This is a genomic window from Companilactobacillus nuruki (genome assembly GCF_002872255.1).
GTDB lineage: Bacteria > Bacillota > Bacilli > Lactobacillales > Lactobacillaceae > Companilactobacillus > Companilactobacillus nuruki.
Map to the genome: position 1 here is coordinate 1 of NZ_NIPR01000018.1, position 5,528 is coordinate 5,528.

At 39.9% G+C, this 5,528-nt stretch carries 5 protein-coding genes and 3 pseudogenes; 2 read left to right on the top strand and 6 right to left on the bottom strand.

Going from position 1 to position 5,528, the window contains the following annotated elements:
- Positions 1–627: MobQ family relaxase (mobQ, locus tag CBP76_RS06300; RefSeq protein WP_166667208.1), on the bottom strand; the 627-nt coding region annotated here is incomplete at its 3' end.
- Positions 628–896: 269 nt separating this feature from the next.
- Between mobQ and CBP76_RS06305 the strand changes: the two genes are divergently transcribed.
- Positions 897–1,106 carry a hypothetical protein gene (locus CBP76_RS06305; RefSeq protein WP_054519259.1) on the top strand — a complete coding sequence of 70 codons (210 nt, stop codon included), beginning with the start codon at positions 897–899 and terminating at the stop codon, positions 1,104–1,106.
- Between the two features lie 22 nt (positions 1,107–1,128).
- Positions 1,129–1,407, top strand: a complete 279-nt coding sequence (locus tag CBP76_RS06310) for a hypothetical protein (protein ID WP_015474680.1) — start codon at positions 1,129–1,131, stop codon at positions 1,405–1,407.
- On the opposite strand, the pseudogene CBP76_RS06315 reads toward CBP76_RS06310, so the two are convergent.
- From CBP76_RS06315 to CBP76_RS06335, 5 genes and pseudogenes are all read right to left on the bottom strand, one after another.
- Positions 1,397–1,878 (bottom strand): annotated as a pseudogene (locus tag CBP76_RS06315) (hypothetical protein). The gene CBP76_RS06310 and the pseudogene CBP76_RS06315 sit on opposite strands and share 11 nt — an antisense overlap.
- Positions 1,868–2,149 carry a type II toxin-antitoxin system RelB/DinJ family antitoxin gene (locus CBP76_RS06320; protein ID WP_014564139.1) on the bottom strand — a complete coding sequence of 94 codons (282 nt, stop codon included), beginning with the start codon at positions 2,147–2,149 and terminating at the stop codon, positions 1,868–1,870. Before CBP76_RS06320 ends, CBP76_RS06315 begins: the two are co-directional and overlap by 11 nt.
- Positions 2,150–2,413: 264 nt before the next feature.
- A pseudogene (locus CBP76_RS06325) lies at positions 2,414–3,172 on the bottom strand (replication initiator protein A); the annotation flags it as partial.
- Positions 3,173–3,187: 15 nt separating this feature from the next.
- Positions 3,188–3,427: pseudogene (locus CBP76_RS06330) on the bottom strand (IS30 family transposase); the annotation flags it as partial.
- A gap of 109 nt (positions 3,428–3,536) precedes the next feature.
- On the bottom strand, positions 3,537–5,030 hold the full coding sequence (locus CBP76_RS06335; RefSeq protein ID WP_102196101.1) for a primase C-terminal domain-containing protein: 1,494 nt from the start codon (positions 5,028–5,030) through the stop codon (positions 3,537–3,539).
- Positions 5,031–5,528: the final 498 nt, after the last annotated feature.

Genomic DNA, 5,528 nt, shown 5'->3' on the forward strand with positions numbered 1-5,528 from the left:
CGGAATATTTTTTTGTGCTAAAGACTGATTAACACTTGTTGCCCAATTATGCCGCCACTCATTAATTTTTTCCTTTTTATCCCAATCAACCAACCAAATTTTTCTTTGTTTTGGAAACCCGCTTTTGGTTAAAAGTTGCTTGCCATTTTCATCTTTAATGTACTGCGTCTTTGCTTTTAATCCCCAACTACCATCGGGATTAAATGGGCGATTGGTTAACATCACATGTGCATGCGGATTGTCTGGGTGATCGCGATGAATTGCTACGTCAGCTACCATACCTTGATCGACAAAATTTTCTTGCACATATTTTGCCAGTAATTCTTTCTGTTCGGATTCACTTAATTCTACCGGTAAAGCCACGTTAAATTCTTTTGCATAACGTGAGTTTGATTTACGATCGTTCTTTTCAACTTCATTCCATAATTTTTCTCGATCACTGGCCCATTCTGGTGCATTTTTTGGGGTTAAAATAAAGCTTTCTGGCATAACCGAACGCGCATAAAAATAGCTTAGTCCTTCTTTTTGATCGAATAACTTTTCACCACTTCGATAAGCAGATCCAGCAATGGCACTACGTCCTTTACCAGCACTAATATTTTGAAAACTCATGTGAAAAATTGCCATGTTAGTCACCGTCTTCCTTTGATTCTATGAGTTTGACTTTGTTGTCGCCAACGGCGACTTCTAATACAGGATTTTGGGTCTAGCACAACATAGAATTTATTCTATGTGTAAGTGCGCATTGACCTCGTTTCACTCGTCCTGCTGATTCCCATAAATTTACTTATAGTGTATGCATTCCGCTTCGCTATTTCAACTTTTATACTTTGACTTAACGTTTCCTATATGATATAGTTTCGGTGATTATTTCTAATATGATTTGAGAGATCGTTATGTCTAAAAGTAACTTAGAAAAACAAGAAGCTAAATTAAAAGCCCTTAATCAAAAAATTAAGGACGAAAAAAATAAGATTGAACAACGTCTAGGTAAACAAATCATCAGTCAAGCCAATTTAGATTATGCTAATTTGTCTAACGATCAGATTAAGCTTTTAGCTAAGCAATTTTCTGAATTTTTAAAGGTAAAGTCCGTAGATCATTAGCCATACGAGATGGGGAAATTCCATGTCTAATCAATATGAAAAACTAGTCGAGCAGCAAGCGCGTTTAAAACAAAAAATTGATCGGGAAGATTTTAAATTACGACAATCTAAATACTATGAAAATCGGCAAGCCCGCAAAGCCCGTTCTCGCCGATTAATTCAAAAAGGGGCTTTATTAGAAAAGTACTTTCAAGCTAATAACCTCTCGGTCGAACAAACCGAAGAACTTTTAAAAACATTTGCTGACTATGTTAACGCCCATAAACCGGATAAATTAAAAAACGATCAACCTAATAACTAGGCCGATCGTTTTTATTTTCAGGATTGTTTTTTGGCTTAATTTCTGGATTGTGTTTAGCAAAGTCTTTTAACTGTTTTTGAATTCTTTGTGCTTCCTTTTACTTGATCGCTGTTGAATTATCTTTTGACCCTTACCTCTTCTTTTTGATTTTAGGTCAAGCATAAAATCAGAAATTTTATTTTGATCTAGCTTACTTAAATGACCGATTTCTTTAAAGTTTAAACCGGCTTTGGGAAGGCGATAAATATTACCAAGATCGACCCAGGAAGGTTTCTTCAACCCAGCGGATTGCCAATCTTGAATCGGATAATATTGTTGCTTGATATAAGCCGACTTCTTTTCATACTGACTAGTAATTTTAAAAGCCTCGACCTTCTGTTCTGATACCCGACGAATTAAAACTGGCCGAGACTTGCCACCGTTAGTTTCTACAAAACTAACGTATAGGCTGACTAAGTCATTAGTCCTCATCTGGATCGTTGAGCCAATCAGCGACCTCTTTAGCGTCTTTGAACTCGGTGACTGGTGTCCCTTCGGTCGCCTTTAAAAAGCGTAAATTAGCTCTTTCTTCTTCGCTTAAAGACGCATTAAAAGGTAAAGCACCATTAGCAACAATCCGCTTGTAAAACATGTTAATGGCCGTGGTTGGATTTAAGCCCAATTCGCTTAAAATTGCTTCGGTATCATCGGCTAAATCTTTATCAATCTTGACTTGGACCCGTTTCTTTTCTTTAACTGCCATGATTGTCTCATCTCCTTTCTTTTACTACTACCATTATACTACCTTTTGAGTACCTTATCAATAGATAAAGCCTTGGCCTCAAATCACTTGAGCTTGGCGTTGATCTAAAGGCCGAACTTTTGAGCTGGTTAGCCTGGTTAGCTCTGACACTCATTTAAAAGCCCCTATTCTTCTGTTTAAGCCATTTAACTCTAGCTTAAGTAAGTATAAATTAGGTTAGTAAGTCTTAAAATCGCTTAGAAAGGATTTTGTAGCCTTTTAGGGCTAGTAGTACAACCCACTGTTATCGTTGTCGGCCGGCTTTTCTTCTTCGGGGTGTTTGGCCGCATATTCTCTAGCCGCTTGTTTATTCCACCAAACGCCAAATAGGTTTTGCATGGTGCCGTATAAGTAGTTCTCAACATTCTTGATGTGCTTCTCATTACTTCTCAGGGCGTTAAAGTAGCGTCTCAAGGCTTTAGTCATTAAAGGTTTCAGTTCCTCATCATCAAGTGGGATTATGACACCAATATCTTTGTGATCTTTCTCAACTCGGTACTTAGCATTTAAGATAATGCCAATGAAGCGCCGCATTTGTTGCGGAGTGCGGCACCAAAAACTGAGCAGCTGAATGGCTTCGGGTTCTAAGAAGACTTCCCAGCCACTTTCTGAATCCGTTAAGAACTCATCAGCATGTTTTACTAAATCCCGATTTTGGATTTCTATTTCAGCTGGTGAAAAGTTAGCTGTGGAAAAATTTAACTTTTGAGTATCTATCTTGTATCTATCTTTATCTTTTTCTTTAGGTTATTTATATAGATTAACTGCACTTTTTGCAGTTCCGCTTGTAGCAAGGGTTTGAGACACTTTTGGACTATCTTCACCGCGTAAATAGACATCGGTTGCTTTCACATCGAGCTTGGACAGATATAAGCGATTCGGTTCATTCTTTTTTGTTTTTGGGTTAAAGCCCAGTTGTTTTTGCATCAGCAAATGAGCGGATTCGAGTTCTTTTTTAATTTTGACGACTTTTTGATTATGGCAAGGCAAATTACAAGTTTAATCCGAACAAGCCCGGAATCTTTCAATGGCAGTCTGTTGATGATGTATTTTTAATGGTCGTTGATTAATTAGTTCAAGTGCTGCTAGGATCTCATCAGTCGTTACTTGGCTAAAATTGGTCTTTTTCGGGAAGAACCAGCGTAACCGTCTATTAAAATATTCATTGGAACCTCGCTCCCATGGTGAATATGGATGGCAAAAATAAACTTTGATCTGATAATCCTGTTCTAAGGCCTGACCACCAAACTAACAATACCCTCACACAGCAACAAGCCTATTCTAGATATATACCTATGGCAATTGATAGCAGCACTTTTCACCCCGTTCTTCTTCTCGTCTCCATTCCTCACGGTGGCTCTGAATCACCACTCACCGCTTGTATCTCAGTTAAAGTACCAACTGTTGGCTCATAAACATTTTTGCTTACAGTTGGCATTAGTGTCGTTAAATACCCTGTCCACGCTTGACTTTGAGCCTGACGGCTCACCATAGCCGACTTAAATAACATGGTCACCGTCGTCAATAAAGTTGGCTGGTTACCACGCTGCACCCGCTTCAATTGCGAAGTTGCTTGTAGTTGCTTCATAACCCGATTCAAACTCGCCGGAGAAATCCCTAATTCAGCTTGAATTTGACGCGTTGACATGGCAACCGAAGCGGCAGAACCACCCATTCGATTAATCAATGCAAGCACATCGTTACGCCATTCGTGGGCATGACTGTATTGTCGTTCGGCACGCGGCTTAGCAAATTTATGCCAGCCAATCCCAGCAACAACTTTACCTGAAAAATTAGGCACCCATTGATCCAATAGTCCTTGAACATAACTCAGTGCTGCCCCCCGATAGTTACCTGAATAGGCGTCTCTCACGCACTGTACAACTTCGTGATCGGCCAACGGATCATGTAGATTTGAATTGAAGACGTCAAGCACGTCTCTCGCACGTTGTTGCGAGATTTTTGACTGATACATCGCTAAAGCTAACGTCAAAACTGTGTTGTGACGGGCTAAACCTTGACCTGATTTGACTGTTGTCACTTTCAATAAGGCTTTAAACCAAGCTTGGTCAACCTGCCGACCTTCATCTGGGGCTAGAGAAATCACCTGTCGTTTATCCGGCTTCGTAACCGGAACTTGGGCAGCATAATATTGTGACCACTTCATCAGAGCGCTCACCTGGACCAACATATGTGCATCAAAAAAGACTAGATTGTCTTGACGGGGAATTCGAAAAATTCCAAAGTTATTGCAGCCGACATCGACCCCCGCCACTCGTTTTTGAATCCACTGCCGCACAAAACTCGACATTTTTTGGGCTGCTTTTAAGACTGGAAACTGACCGCGTGTTTTCCGCAAAAACATAGGCTGATCAAAAACGTAGTAGATATGGAATCCCTTCGTAGTCCGCAAAATCATCGTGGGAATGAATAATTCAGCAACGGTTACGGCCCCCAAGACCTCTTGCTCACGCGCGTCTCGTTCTTGTGCGTCGGCAAAATCAATATCAACGACCAAGGTATTAATCTGAGCTAAGTTAGCTTCCCGGTGTCCCCGAACACTCGACCGATTTTGCGTATAGCCAAGCCAGCTGAATGTATTGGGCGTCCAGTGAGTCATACGATCGGCGATGGCGTCAAGTGCTTCAAAAGAGGTGATAACCACACCATGTGCTTTTTGCATTGAATCTTTACTGCTGAAGAGCGCAATGGCCCCTTTTTTTGTAGGAGTTTCCATCACTTGTCCGGCAATATTAGAACGACTATTTTTAACTTTATAGGTATGTAATGAATCGTGTAATACCAGCTTTTGTGCAGTCTGAACCGTCTTTAAATCGTACATGGTGAGCTCACCTCCTTTCAAAATAAACACCTAAGTTAGCTTAATAGAAATGACATAGAAACCGAAAAAGCGCAGACAAAAAAGCAACTTAGCGTTATGCCAAGTTGCTTAAGGTGGACGTAGTCCGACTACCCCCGAATAAACTTTTAAATTTTTAAATTACCGCCTACGGATCTAATTAACTAGATCCAGTGAATTTGCACAGAAGTCGCTCACCACACGTGTCCCCTTTGTTTTTACCCGGCAGCTTGTCCCCTACCGTTTTGAAATCACACCATTCTCGACATCTTACCATTTTGCTGGTATAATCTCTTTAGTTGAATGAAAAAGATTTTTTTGTCGAGTGCTTCCCAATTGCCGTTGGGTGGCGCTTTTCTTTTATTTAAGGTAACCATACACCATAACAAAGAAAATGTAAACAAAAACATCAAAAGTATACTTTTGATGTTTTTTAGTATATTAATCCACAAATCCACGAGTATACTAATGTAAAAGTAT

Bases quoted from the DNA above. Each gene is read 5' to 3' on its own strand.
- CBP76_RS06305 (WP_054519259.1), top strand. From the start codon at position 897: ATGTCTAAAAGTAACTTAGAAAAACAAGAAGCTAAATTAAAAGCCCTT.
- CBP76_RS06310 (WP_015474680.1), top strand. From the start codon at position 1,129: ATGTCTAATCAATATGAAAAACTAGTCGAGCAGCAAGCGCGTTTAAAA.
- CBP76_RS06320 (WP_014564139.1), bottom strand. From the start codon at position 2,149: ATGGCAGTTAAAGAAAAGAAACGGGTCCAAGTCAAGATTGATAAAGAT.
- CBP76_RS06335 (WP_102196101.1), bottom strand. From the start codon at position 5,030: ATGTACGATTTAAAGACGGTTCAGACTGCACAAAAGCTGGTATTACAC.